19 protein-coding genes and 1 riboswitch are annotated in these 21,202 nt (G+C 63.6%); of the genes, 11 read left to right on the top strand and 8 right to left on the bottom strand.

The features are described 5' to 3' along the window. Window positions 1-9 precede the first annotated feature (9 nt). Window positions 10-759 (top strand): enoyl-CoA hydratase-related protein, encoded by a 750-nt coding sequence (locus AC0YKC_RS02230; RefSeq protein WP_434725176.1) that lies wholly within the window; start codon window positions 10-12, stop codon window positions 757-759. A 218-nt stretch (window positions 760-977) separates the two neighbouring features. Here AC0YKC_RS02230 and ppk2 read toward each other — a convergent pair whose 3' ends face one another. Beyond that, window positions 978-1,883, bottom strand: a complete 906-nt coding sequence (ppk2, locus tag AC0YKC_RS02225) for a polyphosphate kinase 2 (RefSeq protein WP_320297678.1) — start codon at window positions 1,881-1,883, stop codon at window positions 978-980. 203 nt (window positions 1,884-2,086) lie between these two features. On the opposite strand from ppk2, the gene AC0YKC_RS02220 reads away from it, so the two are divergent. The 3 genes from AC0YKC_RS02220 to AC0YKC_RS02210 all read left to right on the top strand — a co-directional run bounded on the left by AC0YKC_RS02220 (window position 2,087) and on the right by AC0YKC_RS02210 (window position 5,274). After that, window positions 2,087-3,352 carry an ATP-binding protein gene (locus AC0YKC_RS02220; protein ID WP_320297677.1) on the top strand — a complete coding sequence of 422 codons (1,266 nt, stop codon included), beginning with the start codon at window positions 2,087-2,089 and terminating at the stop codon, window positions 3,350-3,352. Between the two features lie 108 nt (window positions 3,353-3,460). Next, on the top strand, window positions 3,461-4,183 hold the full coding sequence (gene phoU / locus AC0YKC_RS02215) for a phosphate signaling complex protein PhoU (protein ID WP_434725178.1): 723 nt from the start codon (window positions 3,461-3,463) through the stop codon (window positions 4,181-4,183). Between the two features lie 86 nt (window positions 4,184-4,269). Beyond that, entirely contained in the window at window positions 4,270-5,274 is a 1,005-nt protein-coding gene (locus tag AC0YKC_RS02210) for a magnesium and cobalt transport protein CorA (protein ID WP_488509690.1), read from the top strand. 105 nt (window positions 5,275-5,379) lie between these two features. Here the strand turns inward: AC0YKC_RS02210 and AC0YKC_RS02205 are convergent, their stop codons facing one another. Next, window positions 5,380-5,898, bottom strand: a complete 519-nt coding sequence (locus AC0YKC_RS02205; RefSeq protein WP_320297674.1) for a GcrA family cell cycle regulator — start codon at window positions 5,896-5,898, stop codon at window positions 5,380-5,382. Between the two features lie 357 nt (window positions 5,899-6,255). Here AC0YKC_RS02205 and AC0YKC_RS02200 point away from each other — a divergent pair, with 357 nt between their 5' ends. The 3 genes from AC0YKC_RS02200 to AC0YKC_RS02190 all read left to right on the top strand — a co-directional run bounded on the left by AC0YKC_RS02200 (window position 6,256) and on the right by AC0YKC_RS02190 (window position 9,535). After that, complete coding sequence (locus AC0YKC_RS02200) at window positions 6,256-7,455, top strand: acetylornithine transaminase (protein ID WP_488509687.1); 1,200 nt, start codon at window positions 6,256-6,258, stop codon at window positions 7,453-7,455. A gap of 16 nt (window positions 7,456-7,471) precedes the next feature. Beyond that, window positions 7,472-8,383 carry an ornithine carbamoyltransferase gene (argF, locus tag AC0YKC_RS02195; RefSeq protein WP_434725180.1) on the top strand — a complete coding sequence of 304 codons (912 nt, stop codon included), beginning with the start codon at window positions 7,472-7,474 and terminating at the stop codon, window positions 8,381-8,383. A 123-nt stretch (window positions 8,384-8,506) separates the two neighbouring features. Beyond that, window positions 8,507-9,535, top strand: a complete 1,029-nt coding sequence (locus AC0YKC_RS02190; RefSeq protein WP_488509684.1) for an Hsp33 family molecular chaperone — start codon at window positions 8,507-8,509, stop codon at window positions 9,533-9,535. Between the two features lie 172 nt (window positions 9,536-9,707). Here AC0YKC_RS02190 and apaG read toward each other — a convergent pair whose 3' ends face one another. After that, window positions 9,708-10,100, bottom strand: coding sequence for a Co2+/Mg2+ efflux protein ApaG (apaG, locus tag AC0YKC_RS02185; protein WP_320297670.1), 393 nt, complete (start codon window positions 10,098-10,100; stop codon window positions 9,708-9,710). 220 nt (window positions 10,101-10,320) lie between these two features. On the opposite strand from apaG, the gene AC0YKC_RS02180 reads away from it, so the two are divergent. Next, the gene (locus AC0YKC_RS02180; protein ID WP_488509681.1) at window positions 10,321-11,463 is read left to right on the top strand and encodes a ceramide glucosyltransferase; all 1,143 of its coding nucleotides are present in this window, start codon (window positions 10,321-10,323) and stop codon (window positions 11,461-11,463) included. 45 nt (window positions 11,464-11,508) lie between these two features. Here AC0YKC_RS02180 and AC0YKC_RS02175 read toward each other — a convergent pair whose 3' ends face one another. Beyond that, window positions 11,509-12,699, bottom strand: coding sequence for an O-succinylhomoserine sulfhydrylase (locus tag AC0YKC_RS02175; protein ID WP_488509679.1), 1,191 nt, complete (start codon window positions 12,697-12,699; stop codon window positions 11,509-11,511). Between the two features lie 56 nt (window positions 12,700-12,755). Beyond that, window positions 12,756-12,833: riboswitch (SAM riboswitch) on the bottom strand. A 116-nt stretch (window positions 12,834-12,949) separates the two neighbouring features. Here AC0YKC_RS02175 and AC0YKC_RS02170 point away from each other — a divergent pair. Beyond that, window positions 12,950-14,044, top strand: a complete 1,095-nt coding sequence (locus AC0YKC_RS02170; protein ID WP_488509677.1) for a 2'-deoxycytidine 5'-triphosphate deaminase — start codon at window positions 12,950-12,952, stop codon at window positions 14,042-14,044. A 38-nt stretch (window positions 14,045-14,082) separates the two neighbouring features. Here the strand turns inward: AC0YKC_RS02170 and araD1 are convergent, their stop codons facing one another. The 4 genes from araD1 to chvE form a co-directional block, all read right to left on the bottom strand. Further along, a complete protein-coding gene (gene araD1, locus AC0YKC_RS02165) occupies window positions 14,083-15,075 on the bottom strand; it encodes an AraD1 family protein (protein WP_320297802.1) in 993 nt (330 codons plus the stop codon). Window positions 15,076-15,340: 265 nt separating this feature from the next. Further along, on the bottom strand, window positions 15,341-16,636 hold the full coding sequence (gene mmsB / locus AC0YKC_RS02160; RefSeq protein WP_488509673.1) for a multiple monosaccharide ABC transporter permease: 1,296 nt from the start codon (window positions 16,634-16,636) through the stop codon (window positions 15,341-15,343). Next, entirely contained in the window at window positions 16,633-18,165 is a 1,533-nt protein-coding gene (gene mmsA, locus AC0YKC_RS02155; protein WP_488509671.1) for a multiple monosaccharide ABC transporter ATP-binding protein, read from the bottom strand. Before mmsA ends, mmsB begins: the two co-directional genes overlap by 4 nt. 195 nt (window positions 18,166-18,360) lie before the next feature. Next, complete coding sequence (gene chvE, locus AC0YKC_RS02150; protein ID WP_320297664.1) at window positions 18,361-19,431, bottom strand: multiple monosaccharide ABC transporter substrate-binding protein; 1,071 nt, start codon at window positions 19,429-19,431, stop codon at window positions 18,361-18,363. 293 nt (window positions 19,432-19,724) lie between these two features. Between chvE and AC0YKC_RS02145 the strand changes: the two genes are divergently transcribed. Together AC0YKC_RS02145 and AC0YKC_RS02140 are read left to right on the top strand one after the other, a co-directional pair. Further along, the gene (locus AC0YKC_RS02145; protein WP_434725188.1) at window positions 19,725-20,714 is read left to right on the top strand and encodes a LysR family transcriptional regulator; all 990 of its coding nucleotides are present in this window, start codon (window positions 19,725-19,727) and stop codon (window positions 20,712-20,714) included. Between the two features lie 104 nt (window positions 20,715-20,818). Next, window positions 20,819-21,157, top strand: a complete 339-nt coding sequence (locus tag AC0YKC_RS02140) for a protamine-2 (modular protein) (RefSeq protein ID WP_488509668.1) — start codon at window positions 20,819-20,821, stop codon at window positions 21,155-21,157. Window positions 21,158-21,202 lie beyond the last annotated feature (45 nt).

Below are 21,202 nucleotides of genomic sequence, written 5' to 3'. Positions count from 1 at the left end.
GAGGCGGTCATGAGTTTCCATCCCGAACCGGAACTGCGCGGCCATACGCTGGTCGTCACCGTGTCCTCGCATGACGGCCGGCCGGTGCTCGACAGGCATGCCTATGCGAGCCTTGCCAGGACCTTGCACGAGGCGGCGGTCGATGACGAGGTCCGCGTCGTCATGCTGCGCGGTCTTGCCGGATGCTTCTGCCTTGGCGGCGACTTCTCGGAGTTCCTCGACGCCACCAAGCACCGAGAGCTGATCGCCGCCGTCACTGACATGTTCCGCATGTTGGCGACCTTCCCCAAGCCGGTCCTTGCCTGTGTCGACGGCGATGCCGTCGGTGTCGGCTGCACCATCCTGTTCCACTGCGACATGGTGATCGCGTCCCGGGGCAGCACCTTCAGGGTGCCGTTTGTGGATTTCGGCCTGGTGCCGGACGCGGCGACCAGCATTCTGGCGCCCCAGAAGCTCGGCTACGCCGGCGCCTTCCGCTTCTTCTGCCTGGGCGATACGCTGGGCGTCGAGGACGCCAAGGCGCTCGGCCTTGTCGGCGAGATCGTGACGCAAGGCAGCGCCGAGGAGGCAACGCTGGCCAGGGCGAAACAGCTGGCCAAGAAGCCTGTGGCGGCACTGCTGCAGACGCGCAGCCTGCTCAAGGGCGATACGGACGTCTTGTGCGACCGCATCGACCACGAGATCACGCTGTTCCAGCAGGCGCTTCAGGATGACACCACGCTGAAGCGGCTGCAGCGCATCGCTCGCCTGGCCGCCTGAGCGCCTGGCTTAAACCTCAGCGCCGCGCAAGCCGAAAGGCGCGCGGCGCTGCAATTGATCCGGAACTGCATTACGGCACAGGTTGCGCAGGCCAGCGCTTCCTGGTGCAGGGCAACACAAGAGCAATTCCAGGAAAAGTGTGAGCGGTTTTCCGTCCGGAATTGCGTAAAAACAAAGAGATAGGGCGTTTCGCCGGTCCCGTGAAACGGTGAAACGCACTAGTCCTTCAGGAATTCCGGTCCCTCGCCGATGATCTTCTTGTCGGGCTTGCCGACAGCGTCGAGGTCGCGGCCGTCATAGGGCAGGGAGAGCAGGATACGCTGGATCACCGCGAGCCGGGCGCGGCGCTTGTCGTTGGCCCGCACGACGATCCAGGGCGAGAACTCCTTGTGCGTGCGCTCGATCATCTGGTCGCGTGCCTTGGTGTAGTCGTCCCACTTGCCGACGCCGGCGATGTCGATCGGCGAGAACTTCCAATTCTTCAACGGTGACCAGCGGCGGTCGTGGAACCGTTCGAGCTGCGTCTCGCGGCCGATGTTCAGCCAGAATTTGAAGAAATGGATGTTCTCGTTGCAGATCATCCGTTCGAAATGCGGTGTCTCATCGAGGAATTTCTCGTGCTGCTCCGGGGTGCAGAACCCCATGACCGGCTCGACGCCGGCACGGTTGTACCAGGAGCGGTCGAAGGTGACGAACTCGCCCGAAGTCGGGAAATGGTCGACATAGCGCTGGTAATACCATTGCCCCGCCTCGGTCGGCGTCGGCTTGGTCAGGGCGACGTTGCGCGCCGTGCGCGGGTTCATATATTGCCGCAGCACGAAGATCGTACCGCCCTTGCCGGCCGCGTCTCTGCCCTCGAAAAGCGCCATCACCCGCTTGCCTGTGGCCTGCAGCCAGGCCTGCGCCTTGACCAGTTCGATCTGCAGCCCCTCGAGCTCCTTTTCGTACTCCTCGCCTTTCATCTTCTTATCGTAAGGATAGCCGCCGGCGGTGAGCTTGTTGTCCTCGATCCAGTCCGGCAGCACCGGATCGTCGATGTCGAACTCGCGCTCCTTGCCGCCGATCTTGATCTTGATCGGTGCCGTGGCCGGCACCGCTTCAGCCGTTTCCTTGGCCTTTTTCATCCAGACGAACCTTCCCAGTTTGCGGACTCATGCTATGGAGCCTGTGTGCAGCGCAACGCGCATTCGGACGCAAAAACGCTGTAGCATTTTGATTTTGCGCATGAACCTTCGCGAAAATCGATCCTGATTTTCAGGGTCCCATGCGTCAGGCCGGTCCAGCGAGTTGCTGGCCGTTCGAACGGGATGCGCGGTGGCGCGGGCCTATGGCAGAGACGGGCGCGGGACAAGACAACAAGAGGCAAGCCTTGGCGGCGCGGCTGTCACGCAACCGCTGGCTGCTTGGCGCGGGTGTTCTCGCGGTCCTTGCCGTTTATTTCTTCGCCGGCGCCTCCTTCTATGTGCTGGTGCTGGCCCTGGCCGCGCTGGCGACCGCGGCGATGTTGCCCGCGGATGCCGAACGCCAGCCGGCCGATACGGGAGCAGCGATCGAGGCAAGCGGGCTGCAGCGGCTCTCCGGCGAGTATCTGGCGGCCGCGGTCGCCGATCCGCTCATCATCTTCGATCATTCAGCGGCCATGGTTCACGCCAATGCCGCCGCCTTCGCCGCCTTCGGCGGGCTGGCGCCCGGGATGTCGCTGGCTTTGAAGTTTCGCGCGCCGGAAATGCAGGCGCTGCTCGACGGCATCCTGTCAGGGCAGGTCGCCGCCGATGCGGTCGACTATACCGAGAAGCTGCCTGTGGAACGGACATATCGGGTCAGCGCATCCACGGTCGGCCATGCCACTGGCCTTTACGTGCTGGTGTTCAAGGACCAGAGCGAGACGCGGCGCATCGATCGCATGCGGGCCGATTTCATCGCCAATGCCAGCCATGAGCTGCGCACGCCGCTCGCCTCGATCGCCGGCTTCATCGAGACGCTGCGCGGGCCGGCCCGCAACGATCCGGCGGCGCGCGACCAGTTCCTGCAGATCATGCAGAACCAGACCGGCCGCATGGCCCGCCTGATCGACGATCTGCTTTCGCTGTCGCGGTTGGAGATGAAACCCTATCTGAGGCCGGGCACGGAGGTCGATCTTCGCCAGACGATCGACAGCGTCATCGATTCCCTCGCGCCGCTGGCCCGCGAGAACGGCATCGTCATCGAGCGGGAGTTCGCCGATGGGCCGCTCGTCGTTCCCGGCGACCGCGACGAACTGTTCCAGGTTTTCGAGAATCTCCTCGAGAACGCCTGCAAATACGGCCAGTCAGGCGGGCACGTCACCGTATCGATTGCCGGCGCTGAGGACGAGGAGCAGCCGGGCTTCGACGTCACGATAAGGGACTATGGTCCAGGCATTGCCGAAGAACACATCCCGCGCATCACCGAGCGCTTCTACCGCGTCGATGTCGAAAACAGCCGCACCCAGAAAGGCACCGGGCTTGGCCTTTCGATCGTCAAGCATATATTGACCCGTCATAACGCAAGATTGTCCATCAAGTCGGAAGTCGGCAAGGGCGCGGCGTTCACGGTTCATTTGCCGGCTCGCTGATCGTGTACAGGTTGCCAACCGGGATTTTCTTCTTTCTGTCATGCGGTTCGCGTATCAGCGACGGATTGAGGGAACGCACCAGCCGGTAAAAACCGGGAAGGCATATCCATGCAGTCCGTCCATATCGTCAGTGCCTATGATGAAGAGCTGAAGTTCCTGTCGAAGCGCATCGCCGCGATGGGCGGGCATGCCGAGCGCATGGTCGAACAGGCGGTCGCGGCGTTGGTGAATGTCGACCATGGCCTCGCCCAGAAGGTCATCCAGGACGATCTCGTCCTCGACGAGGGCCAGCGCGAGATCGACGACAAGGCCATCATCATCATCGCCAGGCGCCAGCCGATGGCGACCGACCTTCGCGAGATCGTCGGCGCGATCCGCATCTCGGCCGACATCGAGCGCGTCGGCGACTTGGGTAAGAACGTCGCCAAGCGCGTCGCTTCGGTCGACGGCCGCCAGCCGAACAGCCTTTTTCGCGGCCTGGAGGCGCTTGCCAACCTTGCGCTGACGCAGCTCAAGGAAGTGCTCGACGTCTATGCCTCGCGCTCGGTCGAGAGGATCGGCTTGGTGCGCGACCGCGACGACCAGATCGACGCCATGTACACCTCGCTGTTCCGCGAGCTTTTGACCTACATGATGGAAGATCCGCGCAACATCACGCCCTGCACGCATCTTCTGTTCTGCGCCAAGAACATCGAGCGCATCGGCGACCATGCCACCAACATCGCCGAGACGATCTATTACATCGTCACCGGCGATCAGATGCCGGCCGACCGGCCGAAAGGCGACAAGACCGACAAGGTCGTGCTTCCCGGCGCGGTGCCGGCTAAGTGAACGGGTGCCTCTCGAACGGCTTCCTGATTTAGGCTAAGCTCCTCCAGGCACGGCGATTTGTCAGTCGCAGTCTCGGGAGGTTTGCGATGGAACAAGTTCGGAACCTGACCCCGGCCCCAACGTCGGGCATCATTGCATCCAGCGTCTATTCGGGCGGCAAGCGCGTCGCCGATATCGCCGTCGAGCAGGCCGGCGAATGGGCGGCAAGACCCGGCCATGTCGTCTGGATCGGCCTGCTCGAGCCCGACCGCAACCTGCTGCTCAGGGTGCAGGCGCAGTTCCACCTGCATGACCTGGCGATCGAGGACGCCGAGCATCCGCATGCGCGCCCGAAGATCGAGCAATATGGCGACGCCCTCTTCATCGTCGCCCGCACCGCGCAATTGATCGACGGCCGCGTCACGTTCGGCGAGACGCATCTGTTCGTCGGCACCGGCTACATTGTCAGCGTCCGGCACGGCCCGTCGACCTCTTACGCCGCCGTGCGCCAGCACTGGGAGAGCTGCCCGCATTCGCTCGCCAAAGGCGAGGATTTCGTCCTCTACGCCATCCTCGATTTCATCGTCGACAATTATATGCCGGTGTTGGAGCAGATCGAGGACGAGGTCGAGGCGATCGAGGACAGGGTGCTTTTGAAGCCGATGACCGGCACCGATATCGAGCGGCTCTACATGCTGCGCCGCGATCTCTTGCGCCTGCGCAATGCGGCGCTGCCGCTGGTCGAGGTCTGCCGTCGGCTGACCAGCGCCGAGCTGCCGCAGATCCATGCCGCCATGCATCCGTTGTTCCGCGACGTGACCGACCACATCCGCACCGTGCAGGAAAAGATCGATAGCCTGCGCGAGGTTTTGGCCTTCGCTTTCGAAGCCAGCCTGCTCGTCGGACAGAGCCAGGAAACCGCTATCTCCAAGAAGCTCGCCTCATGGGCCGCCATCCTGGCGGTGCCCACGGCTTTCGCCGGCATCTACGGCATGAACTTCTCCGACATGCCGGAACTGAAGATGGAATATGGCTATCCCATCATCCTGCTGGTGATGGCCTCGATCTGCTCATTCCTGTACTGGCGGTTCAAGAAGAACGGGTGGCTGTGAGCGGCAGCGAATAGGGAGTAGCGAATAGGGAACAACGAAAAAACGGCTTGCTCCCAGTCACAGAAGCCAAGCCGTTCTATTCGCTATTCGCTATTCGCTATTCGCTCAGCGCGCCCTACGGCGCTCCCCCGCCGGCTGGAACGCAACACGGGAGTGGTACTTGCAGTACGGTCCCGTTTCGGCGGCGTCGTTGCCGCAGAAGTTGAAGTCTTCCGAGAGCGGATCGCCGTTCGGCCATTTGCAGGTGCGTTCGGTCAGCTCGACGAGCTGCAGATGCCGCGAGATCGGCACGACCACGTTCTCGACCGGGCGGATATAGTGGCGCGCGACCGGCTCGGCGTCGAACTGCACCTGCAGCGCGGTGGCGCCGATGGTGGCCGTCACATGACGCGTGGCGCTTGCGGCGCGGGTCACCGATTTCTGCATCGAGGCGCCTTGCGTCGCCTTTTTCTGGCGCGCCGGGGCGGCCGTCGCGCGGCCGCGGCCCGACAGCTTCAGGCGATGCACCTTGCCGATGACGGCATTGCGGCTCACTCCGCCAAGCTGTGCGGCAATCTGGCTGGCGCTCAGACCCTCCGACCACAATTTCCTGAGAAGTTCTACCCGCTCGTCAGTCCAGTTCATGAGACCGCGCTCCTGCTGAAGCGTGCGGCAGCCAGAATCCTTTCCCGAGCCGGCTCTCGCCGGGCAAACGACACCACATGTACCGGGTGATTTAGATCCGCCGCACGAAATATAGTTATTTCTCGACTACAATTACCTTATGCGCTGACTCGGTGACAAGAGTCCCCAGGGCAACACCGATTCGGTTTTTGCGGTTTTCCCCAACTTGCCTGACCACTGATGGGCCGGCATGTCGCCAGGAGTTGCCACGCGCTTGTGCGTGACGTTTTCGTTGACTTCATGGCCGAAAAACATGATAAGCCGCAAAGGCCGCCGCATTGGCGGCTTTTTTGATTTCCGGTTCCGGAGACGCATATAATGAGCGGTTCGGCGCTTTACGAGACCTTTGCTCGCGCACCCCTGGCTTTCGACCGCGGGGAGGGGACCTGGCTGGTCACCGACAAGGGCGAGCGATATCTCGACTTCGCGGGCGGCATCGCCGTGAATTCGTTGGGCCACAGCCATCCGCATCTGGTCGCGGCGCTCACCGAGCAGGCCGCCAAGCTGTGGCACGTCTCCAACCTCTATGAGATCCCGGAACAGCGCCGGCTGGGCGAGCGGCTGGCCGAAGCGACCTTTGCCGACAAGGTGTTCTTCACCAATTCCGGTGCCGAGGCGCTGGAATGCGCCATCAAGACGGCCAGGCGCTATCATTTCGTCAAGGGCCAGCCTGAGCGTTTCCGCATCATCACCTTCGAGGGCGCCTTCCACGGCCGCACGCTGGCGACGATCGCCGCCGGCGGCCAGTACAAATATCTCGAAGGCTTCGGCCCGAAGGTCGAAGGCTTCGACCAGGTGGCTTTCGACGACATCGACGCCGCTGAAAAGGCGATAACGCCGGAGACGGCGGCGATCCTGATTGAGCCGGTCCAGGGCGAGGGCGGTATCCGTCCGGTACCGACGCAATCGCTGAAGCGGCTGCGGCAACTCTGCGACAAGCATGGCCTGCTGTTGATCTTCGATGAGGTCCAGTGCGGCATCGGCCGCACCGGCAAGCTGTTCGCGCATGAGTGGACGGGCGTCACGCCCGATTTGATGGCGATCGCCAAGGGCATAGGCGGCGGCTTCCCGATGGGTGCCTGCCTTGCCACGGACGAGGCGGCGACCGGCATGACGGCCGGCGTGCACGGCACCACCTTCGGCGGCAATCCGCTGGCGATGGCGGTCGGCAACGCCGTGCTCGACGTCGTGCTGGCCGACGGCTTCCTCGAGGACGTGCAGCGCAAGGCGTTGCTTTTGAAACAGGGTCTGGCCGCGGTCGCGGACGAATTTCCCGATGTCGTCGAGGGCATCAGGGGAATCGGCCTGATGCTCGGCCTGAAATGCGCCATGCCCAACACCAAGGTGAACATGGCGCTGCGCGATCAGCACCTGCTTGCCGTGCCGGCGGGCGACAACGTCATTCGCCTCCTGCCGCCGCTCACCGTCACCGACGAGGAGATCGGCGAGGCGCTGAAGCGCATTCGCGGCGGCGCCAAGGGCCTGGCCGATGCGATTGCGGCCGAAGCCGCGAAATAACTTCTGGAACCTGCCGATGAGTGTTCGCCACTTCACCGATCTATCCGCCGTTTCCGCGGGCGACCTGCGCGTCATGCTCGACGACGCGGTGGCGCGAAAGACCAGGCTCAAGGCTGGCGAGCGTTCAAAACCGCTTGATGGCAAGGTGCTGGCCATGATCTTCGACAAGCCGTCGACGCGCACGCGCGTGTCGTTCGATGTCGGCATGCGCCAGCTCGGCGGCGAGACGATCATGCTGACCGGCACCGAGATGCAGCTCGGCCGTTCGGAGACCATCGCCGACACGGCAAAGGTGCTGTCGCGCTACGTCGACGCCATCATGATCCGCACCACCTCGCATGACCGGCTGCTGGAGCTCACCGAGAATGCCACCGTTCCGGTCATCAACGGGCTGACCGACGACACGCATCCCTGCCAGCTCATGGCCGACATCATGACCTATGAGGAGCATCGCGGTCCGGTGGCCGGCAAGACCTTCGCCTGGACCGGCGACGGCAACAATGTGCTGCATTCGCTGCTCGAAGCCTCGGCACGGTTCCGCTTCAATCTCAATGTCGCGGTGCCGGAGGGCAGCGAGCCTTTCGAGAAATATGTCGACTGGTCGAAAGCCAATGGCGGCAAGGTCCGGTTTTCCCGGTCCGCCGAGGAGGCCGTCGACCATGCCGACTGCGTCGTCACCGACAGCTGGGTCTCGATGGGCCAGGAGCATCGCGCCCGCGGCCACAACGTCTTCCTGCCCTATCAGGTGAATGCTGCGCTGATGGCGAAGGCCAAGCCCGATGCGTTGTTCATGCATTGCCTGCCGGCGCATCGCGGCGAGGAGGTCACCGACGAGGTGATCGACGGGCCGCATTCGGTGGTCTTCGACGAGGCCGAGAACCGGCTGCACGCCCAGAAGGCGGTGCTGGCCTGGTGCCTGGGCGCTTGAGAAGGGCCGACCTGACCGCTTCCGGCCCGATCGGGGTCAACTTGATCTGGGGATATGTGATGCCTATTTGCGGGCCATCACGTAAATTGAACGCGCTTCGACGCATGCGGCTCATCGGGTTGCATGGCTGCGCCCCGGAGTTTTGTCATGTTGGAAACCCTTACCTTGGCTGAGCATAGACCCCAACTCGGTGAATTCGGCTTCGCCGGCGACGATCACGTCGTACCTTACGAGGTCGCGCCGCTCGATGTGCGCGGCCGCACCGTGCAGCTCGGGCCGATGCTCGACGCTATCTTGAGCCGCCACGATTATCCCGAGCCGGTCGCCCGTCTTTTGGCGGAAGCCTGTGTGCTCACCGTGCTGCTCGGCACCTCGCTGAAGTTTGAAGGCAAGTTCATCCTGCAGACCCGTACCGACGGTCCGGTGGACATGCTGGTGGCTGATTTCTCGACCCCGCATGCGCTGCGCGCGTATGCGCGCTTCGACGCCGACCGGCTGCAGGCGCTGATCGCCGCCGGCGAGACCTCGCAGCAGACGCTGCTCGGCAACGGCGTCCTGGCGCTGACCATCGACCAGGGCGCGCATACGCAGCGCTACCAGGGCATCGTCCAGCTCGACGACACCTCGCTCGAGGATGCCGCGCGCACCTACTTCCGGCAGTCGGAGCAGATCCCGACCGAGATCAAGATGTCGGTCGCCAAGCTGGTCACGCCCGGCCCGGGCGGCGCGCGAGAGCAGTGGCGTGCCGGCGGCATCCTGGCGCAGTTCCTGCCGCAATCGCCGGAGCGCATGCGCGTTCCCGATATTTCCGGCGGCGACGGCGATCCGCGTGACGTCGCGGACCATCCGGCCGACAATTCCTGGCAGGAGTTGCTGGCGCTGCTAGGCACCATCGAGCCGACCGAGCTGATCGACCCGACGGTGGGCGCCGAACGCCTGCTCTACCGGCTGTTCCACGAACATGGCGTGCGCGTCTTCCGCGGCGTTCCGGTCGCCGACCAGTGCTCCTGCTCGCGCGAGAAGATCCACGGCATCCTCGAAGGCTTTTCGGCGCAGGAGATCGAGGACTCGACCGAGGACGGCGGCATCCACGTCGCTTGCGAGTTCTGCTCGACGCAGTACGACTTCGACCCGGCCGAATTCGTGAAGTAAGCCTTCCTTCTCCCCGTTTCACGGGGAGAAGGTGCCCGAAGGGCGGATGAGGGGCAGGGCCGTCATTGGTGAAGATGGTCACCGAGGCCGTCGTCTAAAGAAAATCTCGAACCTCGGCGCCGCCCCTCATTGCCCTGCCGGGCATTTCTCCATGTATACGGGGAGAAAGAAGCTAGTTCACCGTGCGCCTCGTCCCCGGCATATCGAGCGAGAAGGCCGGAATGGCGATATCGAACGTCTCGCCGCGGCCGTTGCGCATCGTGTAATGGCCGACCATGATGCCCGACGGCGTCGAGAGCGGGCAGCCCGAGGTATACTGATAGCTGTCGCCGGGATTGAGCTCCGGCTGGTCGCCGACGACGCCGGCGCCGCGCACCTCCTCGACCCGGCCCCGACCGTCGGTGATATGCCAGTAGCGCGACAGAAGCTGCACGAAATCGTCGGAGCGGTTGTCGATCGTCACCTGGTAGCCCCAGACATAGCGGTTCTCGGACGGATCGGATCGGTCCTCCAGGTAGAAGGGCCTGACCAGCACTTCGATGTTGCGCGTCACTGCGCGATACATGGGCCACTCCGGTTGCCGCCGCGGAATATATGTCACGCTCCGCTCTTAGTAGACGTAGCGCCGACCATCCTGCCAGCCTTGTAAGCGCAGGTGCCGAAAAACAATGTCATTTAAGTGACATACGACAATGTTGGTGTGCACAAACCGCGCCGGGCGACTCGGGCGCTCTGTCGACTGATGAAACGGCCGCATGCGGCCTTTCGGGAGTGACCAGATCTCGATGGAACTGACTATCGCAGCCGGCCTGGCTTCGTCAGCCCTTCTCCTTTCCAATCTCGCCAGCATCGTGCTCGCCTCCTCGCGGCTCGAACGGCGGCGTGTCATAGCGCCGCCCGCTGGCGCGCAGCCGGTCTCGATCATCGTGCCGGCGCGCGGCGTCGAGCCGTTCACGCAGGAGACCTTGCAGCGCGCCTTCTCGCTCGACTGGCCGCGCTATGAGCTGATCTTCTGCGTCGCGCATGCCGAAGACCCGGTGGTCAGGCTGATCGATGCGGCGATGGCGCGCTACCCGGAGGTTCCGGCGCGGCTGCTGATCGGCGACGACCGCATCAGCGCCAATCCCAAGCTCAACAACTGCGTCAAGGGCTGGCAGGCGGCCAGGCACGATTGGGTCATCCTTGCCGATTCCAACGTGCTGATGCCGAGGGACTACGTCCAGCAGCTGATGGCGGCATGGCGCGCGGACACCGGCCTCGTCTGCTCGACGCCGATCGGCTCGCGGCCGGACGGGTTTTGGGCCGAGGTCGAATGCGCTTTCCTCAACACGCTGCAAGCGCGCTGGCAGTATGCCGGCGAGGCGCTCGGCCTCGGCTTCGCCCAGGGCAAGAGCATGCTGTGGAACAAGCCGATGCTGGACGCCAATGGCGGCATCCAGGCTTTGGCCGCCGAGATCGCCGAGGATGCGGCAGCCACCAAGCTGGTCAACAGCCTGGGGCTCAACGTCAATCTCGTCGCTTCGCCTTTCGAGCAGCCGCTCGGCCAGCGCCGGTTCGCCGAGATCTGGTCGCGCCAGACGCGGTGGGCGCGGCTGCGCCGGGTCACGTTCCTGCTGTTCTTCGCGCCCGAGATCCTCACCGGCGCCGCGATGGCGCTGCTACTGGCGCTGATTGCCGCTGCAAGCGCCGGTGTCAGCCTGCCTTCAACGGCCTTGTGCGTGCTGGCGATAGCCTACCTGCCGGAATGCCTGCTGGCTTCGGCCAAGGGCTGGTACCTGTCGCCGCGCACCGTCACCGCGATGATCGTGCGCGACGCGATGCTGCCCGCCATCTGGGCGCGCGCCTGGTTCGGCGGCGCCGTCGAATGGCGCGGCAACGCCATGACCATCCGCACCAAGGCGGCGACCGAACTGGAAGAGCTCGCCTGAGCCGATTGCCGCTTAGGCGCGCTTAATCTAGCGCGAGGTGGGCTGTTACTTCGCCGCCTTCAGCGCCTGCTCGATGTCCTCCAGCAGATCGTCGGTGTCCTCCAGGCCAACCGAAAGCCTGAGCGTGCCTGGCCCGATGCCTAGCTCTGCCCGCGCGTCGTCGCTCAGGTTCTTGTGCGTGGTCGTCGCCGGGTGGGTGATCAGGCTCTTGGCGTCGCCGAGATTGTTCGAGATCAGCACGATATCGAGTGCGTTCTGGAAGGCGAAGGCCGCCTGTTTGCCGCCCTTGACGTCGAGGCAGATCAACGTCGAGCCGCCCGACATCTGCTTCCTGACGATGTCGGCCTGCGGATGGTCGGCCCGGCCCGGATAGATGACGCGGGCTATCTCCGATCGGCCGGCGAGGAAATCGGCGATCTTGCCGGCGCTCTCGGTCTGCTGGCGCACGCGCAGCGGCAGGGTCTCCAGCCCTTTCAACAGCGTCCAGGCGTTGAAGGGCGACAGGCTCGGGCCGGTGTGGCGGAAATAGTCGTGCAGGTTCTCGTCGATCCATTTCTTGTCGGACAGGATGACGCCGCCGAGGCAGCGGCCCTGGCCGTCTATGTGCTTCGTCGCCGAATAGACGACGATATGGGCGCCGAGCTGCAACGGCTTTTGCTGCAGCGGCGTGGCAAAGACATTGTCGACGATCAGCCTGGCGCCGATCGAATTGGCGAGCTTGGCGACCGCGGCGATGTCGACCACTTCCAGCGTCGGATTGGTCGGGCTCTCGAGGAAGAGCAGCTTGGTATTCGGCCTTACCGCCTTTTCCCAATTGGCGATGTCGGTGCCGTCGACCAGCGTTGCTTGGATGCCGTAGCGCGGCGCCAGCGTCTCGACCACCCAGCGACAGGAACCGAACAGCGCGCGGGCCGCGACGATATGGTCGCCGGCCTTGGCGCTGCAAAGCAGCGCCGCCGTTACAGCCGCCATGCCGGAGGCCGTGGCGCGGGCATCCTCGGCGCCTTCCAAAGCGCACATGCGCTTTTCGAACATGTCGACGGTCGGATTGGCGTAGCGCGAATAGATGAAGCCCGGCTCCTCACCCTTGAAGCGGGCCTCCGCCGCCTGGGCCGTCTCGTAGACATAGCCCTGCGTGAGATACATCGCCTCGGCGGTCTCGCCGAATTGGGAACGCAATGTCCCGCCATGCACGAGTGCCGTCTGAGGTTTCCAGTTACGCTTCTTGGTGCTCATAGCCCTGCTTCCAGACACAAAAAAACCGGCCGCGAAGTCGCAACCGGTCCATATAGCCTTGCGGCTCGACGGTCCTTTAGCGACTTGTTTAACGTGGCTGCAAGCCGACCGGCCAAATCACCACGGGATAACGACCCTTTAGACCCGCGCCGCGCTTGCGTCAATTGCCGGCTTCATTAAGAGGTTTGTACCAGCCGGGCGGCAAGAGCCTGCTTAGGTCCTCGCCCGGCCTTGTGAACGGAGCCAGCCTTTGCGGCAGACAGGCATTCTTCCGGATCAGGACATCGCGGCGCTGTTCGACGCGAAGGCGCTGAAGTCGCCGCGCTTGCTGGACACCGACCAGATCCAGCCGGCCAGCCTCGATCTCAGGCTCGGCGACAAGGCCTATCGCGTGCGCGCCTCCTTCCTGCCGGGACCCGATCATCTGGTCGCCGACAAGCTCGAACGGCTGAAGCTGCACGAGATCGACCTCACCGGGGGCGCGGTGCTGGAGACGGGCTGCGTCTACATCGTGCCGCTGATCGAAGGCCTGGCGTTGCCCTCGAATGTGTCTGCTTCCGCCAATCCGAAGAGCTCGACCGGGCGCCTCGACATCTTCACTCGGGTGATGACCGATCGCGGCCACGAGTTCGACAAGATTGCCGCCGGCTATCACGGCCCGCTCTATCTCGAAGTCAGTCCGCGCACCTTCCCGATCGTCGTGCGGGCCGGCTCGCGGCTGTCGCAGATCCGCTTCCGCACCGGCAACGCGGTGCTCTCGGAGAACGAGTTGCGCGACCTTCATCGCGCCGAGATGCTGGTCGCCACCGAGCCGCCCAATATTTCGGGCGGCGGCATTGCGCTTTCCATCGACCTCGACGGCGACAAGGACGGCCTCGTCGGCTACCGCGGCAAGCATCACACCGGGCTTGTCGATGTCGACAAGCGCGCCGCGCAGGATGTCGTCGATTTCTGGGAGCCGATCTACAAGAGCGGCGCTGGCGAACTGGTGCTCGATCCGGACGAATTCTACATCCTGGTCTCGCGCGAAGCCGTGCATGTGCCGCCGCTCTACGCCGCCGAGATGACGCCTTTCGATCCGCTGGTCGGCGAGTTCCGCGTCCACTATGCCGGCTTCTTCGATCCGGGCTTTGGCCACTCCGCCGCCGGCGGCAGCGGCAGCCGCGCCGTGCTCGAAGTGCGCAGCCACGAGGTGCCTTTCATCCTCGACCACGGCCAGATCGTCGGCCGTCTCGTCTACGAGCATATGCTGAAGCGGCCGCAGGCGCTTTACGGCACCGATCTCGGCTCGAACTATCAGGCGCAGGGCCTGAAGCTCTCCAAGCATTTCAAAGCAGCCCGCTGAAGCTGCCGATCTCCCCCACAAGGGGGGAGATCACCCAATCATAACGCCTTCACCGCCACCTTCACCGGCTTTTCGATCTCCAGTGGATTGCGCAGCGGCAGGCCGAAATCCGGCGCCTCGATCTCGAACGTATCGCCGGCCTCCGTCTGGACGCCGTCGGCGAAGGAGAGCGTCGCGGTGCCGAACATGTGCACATGCACGTCGCCCGGCTGGCGGAAGGCCGAATATTTGAAATGGTGGTGCTCGAGATTGGCGATGGTGTGCGACATGTTCGCTTCGCCCGACAGGAACGGCTTTTCCCACAGAAGCTTGCCGTCACGCCAGATGCGCGATGCGCCGCGGATGTCGGCCGGCAGGTCGCCGATCAGGATTTCGGGGCCGAACGAGGCGTTGCGGAGCTTGGAATGGGCGAGGAACAGATAGTTCACCCGCTCCGTCACATGGTCGGAGAACTCGTTCGACAGCGTGAAGCCGACGCGGAACGGCGCGCCGTCGTCGCCGATCACATAGATGCCGGCGATCTCCGGCTCCTCGCCGCCATCCTGCGCGAAGGCGGGCGACACCAAAGGCGCGCCGGGGGCCACCGCCATCGTGCCGTTGCCCTTGTAGAACCATTCCGGCTGCACGCCGACCTGGCCCTTGGCCGGCTTGCCGCCTTCGAGCCCCATGCGGAACATCTTCATGGAATCGGTGAGGTGCTCCTCGCCGTCATTGAGCTTCTTGTGCATGGAATCCCGCGTCGCCGCCGAGCCGAGATGCGTCAGCCCCGTGCCGGTGAGATGCAGATGCGCGGGATCTGGATGGTTGATCGGCGAGACCAGCCTGCCCCTCTTGTAGGCGGCATCGAGATCAACCGTCTCGCCATAGCCCTTGCGTTCGATCAGCGCCTCGAGGCCTGTGCCGGTGCGGGCGGCCTCCATCGCCAGCGAATAGACGCTGCGCGCGCCGTTGATGACCCTGGTTTTGCCGCCGCCGTTGCGGGCGACGACGCGGATCGTCTCGGCGTCGTCGAGGATCTGGGAGATCAGCATGTTTGAATCCTCTCTCATTTTGTCGGCCGCCTGTGGGCAAGCCTTACCCTGCGCGGCATGGAGAAATCCCCGCCACGGTTGAAATTCTTCGTCCGGATTGCGCTCGCGAGCACGGTCCTTGCCTGGACTTCCCGGCGCCGGCGGGTTTGCCGGCAGCCCCGCGATCTGGAACCCGTATGCCTCCTGAACTTTGTTCCGGCCCTTAAGCCCTGTTTTGATGCATGTCGTTTCCCCAAAACCGCTAAGCGCTTTTGGGCGACATGCACTAAGCCTTGTTCTTGTTGTAGACGTCGAAGATCACGGCGCCGAGCAGCACCAGGCCCTTGACCACCTGCTGCCAGTCGACATTGACGCCCATGATCGACATGCCGTTGTTCATCACGCCCATGATGAAGCCGCCGACCACCGCGCCGATCACCTGGCCGACGCCGCCCATTGCCGAGGCGCCGCCGATGAAGACGGCCGCGATGACGTCGAGCTCTGAGCCGAGACCCGCCGCCGGCACGGCCTGGCCGAGGCGCGCCGCGATGATCAGGCCGCCGAGCGCCGACAGCACGCCCATGTTGATGAACACCATCAGCGTCAACCGTTCGGTGTTGATGCCCGAGAGCTGCGCGGCCTTGGCGTTGCCGCCCATGGCGTAGATGCGGCGGCCGATGGTCATGCGCTTGGTGACGAAGACGAACAGCGAGATAAGCACGCCCATCACCAGCAGCACCACCGGGAAGCCCCTGTAGCTGGCGAACTGGAAGACCAGGAACAGCGCCAGCGCGCCGCCCACCAGCGTCTTGACGACGAACAGCGGGAAGGGCTCCGCCTCATAGCCGTGGCGCTCGCGCTTGCGCCGCGTCCTGAAGCCGAAATAGGCGTAGGCGAGCACCCCGACCAGGCCGAGCACGACCGTCGTCATATGCAGGGTGAGGCCGCTGCCGAGGATGGTCTTGCCGGCCGCGTTCACCGTCGGCGGGATCAACGTCAGCGGGCCGATGACGTCCGGGATGAAGCCGGAGCTCAGCGCCTTGAAGCTGTCCGGCAGCGGGCCGACCGACGAGCCGCCGCCAAGCAGTGCCTGGCAGATGCCGCGGAAGATCAGCATGCCGGCCAGCGTCACGATGAAGCTCGGTATCTTGTGATAGGCGATCCAGTAGCCTTGCGCCGCGCCGATAAGCGCGCCGACGACCAGGCAGACGATCGAGACCACCAGCGGATTCGAGAATATGCCGAGCGGCCAGATGACCATCATCATAGCCGCGAGCGCGCCGATGAAGCCGGCGACCGATCCCACGCTGAGGTCGATATAGCCGGAGACGATCACCAGGAGCATGCCGAGCGCCATCACGATGATGAACGAGTTCTGCTGCACCAGGTTCGAGAGGTTGACCGGTTTGAACAGCGTTCCCGACGTCGTGTACTGGAAGAACAGCATGATGACGATCAGCGCGATGATCAGGCCGTACTCGCGCAAATTCGTCGTCAGCGCCGAGACCGCGACGCGCGGACCCTGCTGCTTGACGTCTTCGGCGATGCCGCTCTGCGGCGCGGGAGAGGTCTCTGTGCTCATGATGCTTTTCCTTCTCCCCGAACGATGGCGCGCATGATCTTCTCCTGGCTGGCGTCGCTCGCCGCCATTTCGCCGACGATGCGCCCTTCGTTCATCACATAGATGCGGTCGGTGATGCCGAGCAATTCCGGCATTTCCGACGAGATGACGATGACCGCTTTGCCTTCGGCGGCAAGGCGGGCGATGATCGTATAGATTTCGTATTTGGCGCCGACGTCAATGCCGCGGGTCGGCTCGTCGAGGATCAGGACTTCGGGATCGGCGAACAGCCATTTCGACAGCACCACCTTCTGCTGGTTGCCGCCCGAGAGATTGCCGGTCAGCTGGTAGACACTGGAGGCGCGGATGTTGGTCTTCTTGCGATAGTCGTTGGCCACGCTCATCTCGCGCATGTCGTCGATGACGCCGCGGCTGGAAACACCGGACAAGTTGGCCAGGGTCACATTGTGCTTGATGTGGTCGATCAGGTTGAGGCCATAGGTCTTGCGGTCCTCGGTGACATAGGCGATGCGGTTTTCCACCGCCTTGCTCACCGATGAGAGGTCGATCGGCTTGCCTTCAAGCAAGACCTCGCCGGTGATGTGCCGGCCGTAGGTGCGGCCGAACAGGCTCATCGCAAATTCGGTACGACCGGCGCCCATCAGTCCGGCGATGCCGACCACCTCGCCCTTGCGCACATTGAGATTGATGTTCTTGATCACCTGCCGCCCGGCATGGATCGGGTGGTAGACGGACCAGTTCTTCACTTCGAAGACGACCTCGCCGATCTTCGGCTCGCGCGGCGGGTAGCGGTCGTCGAGCGAGCGGCCGACCATCGAGGTGATGATGCGGTCTTCCGAGATGTCTTTTCGCGGCAAGGTTTCGATGGTGCGTCCGTCGCGGATCACCGTCACCTTGTCGGCGACACGGTTCACCTCATTCAACTTGTGCGAGATCAGGATCGAGGTCATGCCCTGGCGCTTGAACTCGAGCAGGAGGTCGAGCAGCGCCTGGCTGTCCTTTTCGCTGAGTGAAGCCGTCGGCTCGTCGAGGATCAGGAGTTTCACTTCCTTGCTCAGCGCCTTGGCGATCTCGACCAGCTGCTGCTTGCCGACGCCGATATTGGTGATCAGCGTCTTGGGGTCTTCGTTGAGCCCGACCTTCTTGAGCAGGGCAGCCGTTCGCGTCTCGTTGGCGTCCCAGTCAATGACGCCGTAGGTGGCGTGCTCATTGCCGAGGAAGATGTTTTCCGCGATCGACAGCATCGGCACCAGCGCGAGCTCCTGGTGGATGATGACGATGCCGATATGCTCGCTGTCGTGGATGCCTTTGAAATTGCATTCCTGGCCGCGAAAAACGATCTGGCCGTCATAGGTGCCGGATGGATAGACGCCCGACAACACCTTCATCAGCGTCGACTTGCCGGCGCCGTTCTCGCCGACGACGGCGTGAATCTCACCTTCCTCGACGCTGAGATTGACGTTCGACAACGCCTTCACGCCGGGGAACGTCTTGGTGATGTCGCGCATCTCCAAAATCGTCGAGGCCATCAGGATCTGCTCCCTGGCGCATGGCTCCCAAATCGGCATCGATCGTGGAAAGGCCCATGCGCGAAATCAACATACTGCAGTCTGGTTCGCGCCGCGACGGCGCATCGCTGCAGAAGCCGGCAAAAACAATACCGGGCTCGCTTGTGAACGAAAAGGGGTCCTGCGGTCGCGCAGGACCCCTTCCTGTGGGCTGGATTACTTCAGCTCGTCGGCCTTGATGTAGCCGGAGTCGACGACCAGCTTCTGATAGTTCGACTTGTCGACCTCAACCGGCGTCAGGAGGATCGAGGGAACGACCTTGACGTCGTTGTTGTAGGTCTTGGTGTCGAGGCCCTCAGGCTTGCCGCCGGAGAGCACCTTGTCGACCAACTCCACGGTCGACTTGGCCAGCTCGCGGGTGTCCTTGAACACCGTCGAATACTGCTCGCCCGAGATGATCAGCTTGACCGAGGCGGTTTCGGCGTCCTGGCCGGTCACGATCGGCCAGGGCTGGGCGTCGGTGCCGTAGCCGACGGCGCGAAGCGAGGCGGTGATGCCGCGCGACAGGCCGTCATAGGGCGACAGAACGCCATCGACGCGGCTGCCGTCCGAGTAGTTGGCCGAAAGCAAATTGTCCATACGCGCCTGCGCGGTGGCGGCGAGCCAGCGCAGCGTGCCGACCTTGTCCATGCCCATCTGGCCGGACTTGATCTTGATCGAGCCGTCATCGATCAGCGGCTGCAGGACCGACATGGCGCCATTGTAGAAGAAGAAGGCGTTGTTGTCGTCCGGCGAGCCGCCGAACAGCTCGACGTTCCACGGCTTGGTGTTCGGGAAGCGCTCCTTGAGGCCCTTGACCAGCGAATTCGCCTGGATCACGCCGACGCCGAAATTGTCGAAGGTGGTGTAGTAGTCGACATTCTTGGTCTTCTTGATCAGGCGGTCATAGGCGACGACGACGACGCCGGCATCGTTGGCTTTCTGCAGCGCGTCGGCCATGGTGGTGCCGTCGATCGAAGCGATGATCAGCGCCTTCGGGCCCTTGGTGATTTCGTTTTCCAGCTGGCTGAGCTGGTTCGGGATGTCGTCCTGCGCATATTGCAGGTCGACGGTGTAGCCGAGCTTCTCGAGCTGAGACTTGACGGCGTCGCCGTCGTTGATCCAGCGCTGCGAGGTCTTGGTCGGCATCAGCACGCCTATGAGGCCCTTGTCGGCGGCGTGCGCCGAATAGCTCATGGCGGCAATGCCAAGGGCCGCCACGGCGGCCAGCGTCTTGATGATCTTCACGATTACTCTCCCTGGTTGATGGACGCGACACCTCGGGGCTTCGCGGGCCGCGCGGTCGGACAGGAGCGCTGGCGCGCCTCCGCCGACTTTATCGATCTCCGGTATCCTCCCAATCGGTCCCGCGACGCAGTTTCAATCGATACGAATTTGCTCGTTGCCGACTGCTGCGCCTCGGAACGCGGGAAGGGTGGGTCCCTTTGACATAACTGTCAAATGCGATCTTTGCTGGTTGCTATATCGAAGCTGATATAGCTTAAGGGACTGACAGCAACCCGGACAAGAGATCAAAAATAATGGCGGCATTGCGCGATCCCGATGCGATTTCAGGGAGTTACGAGAAGTTGCCGGGAGACGGCGAGACGCTGCTGCGCAGCGGCCTCAGTCTTCGCCATATGCGTATGATCGCCGCGCTGGACGATCACGGACGGGTAAGCGCCGCCGCCCAGGTCATGAACATCTCCCAGCCGGCCGCCTCGCGAATGATCGCCGAGATGGAGGCGGTGCTCGACGTGAAGTTGTGCGAGCGGCTGCCGCGCGGCGTGACGCTGACCCCTTACGGCCAGGCGCTCGCCCGGCGCGCCCGCTCGATTCTGCTCGAGATGCGGGAGGCCGATCGCGAGATTTCCGAGCTCAAGGCCGGCAAGGGTGGCTCGGTCTTCCTGGGCGCCGTGACGGCGCCGGCGATCGAATTGGCCGTGCCGGCGATCCGCGAGATCCGCCGCATCTATCCGCGCATCGAGATCACCATGCAGGTCGAGACCTCGAACGTGCTCGCCCGCGAGCTGATCGCGTCGCGCCACGATTTCATCATCGCCCGCATCCCCGACGACCTCAATCCGCGGCTCTTCGAATCGCGCGTCATCGGCGTCGAGAAGGCCTGCCTCATCGTGCGCCGCGGCCACCCCTTGGCGAGCGGCAGGATGGTGCGGCTGGAGGAGACGGCAAGCTATGACTGGGTGTTCCAGTCTGGCGGCTCGCCGCTGCGCCAGGCGATGGAAAGCAACTTTTTGAACCGCGACATCCCTTTGCCCGACCGCATCCTCAACACCTCCTCGCTGCTGCTCACCTTGGTGATGGTGGCGCAGTCGGATGCCATCGCACCTGTCTCGATCCAGGTCGCCAAGTTCATTCAAGGCGGCGATGGGCTCGCCGGCGCGATCGACGTCGTGCAGACCGAATTCGACATCGAAGTCCGGCCCTACAGCCTGATCACGGTCAAGAACCGCGTGCTCTCGCCCGCCGCGAAGATGCTGCACGACTTCATCTTGCGCGAAGTTGGGTAATGGAACGAGAATGCTACTTGTACGTTCAAACCGATCGGTCGCTCGCTGGAGCCCGTTGCGGGTAAGGGAAGAGCCGCCGATGCTCAACAGCTCGGGAGGTTTTGATGGAACGTCGATTGTTTCTGACTGGAATGCTTGGCGTTGCGGGGGCGGCGGCACTGGCAAGCCTGGCCGGACCTGGCAAGGCCGTTGCCGGTATTCCCGCCGACAACGGAATTCTGGACGAGCTCGACAAGCCGGACAATGCAGTCTTCGAAGGTGACGATCAGCCCGAGGTGGAGCTGGTTTCCCACCACCGTCACTATCACGGAGATTGGCGCTGGCGCCACCGCGGGCGTCGCCGTCGGCGCGGGTGGAGGCATGTCTGCCGCCGTGTCTGGCGTCATGGCCGCTGGCGCCGTCGCTGCTGGCGCGAGCGCTACTGGATCAACATCTGGCTGTAGTTCAGGCGCGCAATCGCCTTTGAGGGGATGGGTCTTGCACGATTA

This window comes from Mesorhizobium sp. CNPSo 4661 (assembly GCF_057784215.1).
The sequence above is the reverse complement of the archived record's forward strand: the minus strand, read 5'-3'. Positions and strand labels throughout refer to the sequence as shown.